General features: G+C 41.8%; 1 protein-coding gene. It reads right to left on the bottom strand.

The window, feature by feature from the left end:
• Nucleotides 1-4 precede the first annotated feature (4 nt).
• Nucleotides 5-225, bottom strand: a 221-nt coding sequence (locus tag E1189_RS24100; protein ID WP_230459775.1) for a hypothetical protein, incomplete at its 5' end; no start/stop codon positions are given.

Below are 225 nucleotides of genomic sequence, written 5' to 3'. Positions count from 1 at the left end.
GAGGTCAGCGGTTCGATCCCGCTAGGCTCCACCACTTTTCTCGTCGTGAGACGCTTAGCTCTTCAAGAGAGCAGAGAAGCCAAAATTGAATGCATCGTTGAAGTTTTGATGTGTTGAATTTTGGTTTTTTTATTGAAAAGCCATCGAAATCGTTTCTGACGATTTCTGGTATTTCCTCCATCTTTGGAGGGTACCTGATCTTTAAAAATATGGAATCTGTCAACA

This window comes from Parendozoicomonas verongulae, from assembly GCF_009711465.1.
Lineage (GTDB): Bacteria > Pseudomonadota > Gammaproteobacteria > Pseudomonadales > Endozoicomonadaceae > Sansalvadorimonas > Sansalvadorimonas verongulae.
The sequence above is the reverse complement of the archived record's forward strand: the minus strand, read 5'-3'. Positions and strand labels throughout refer to the sequence as shown.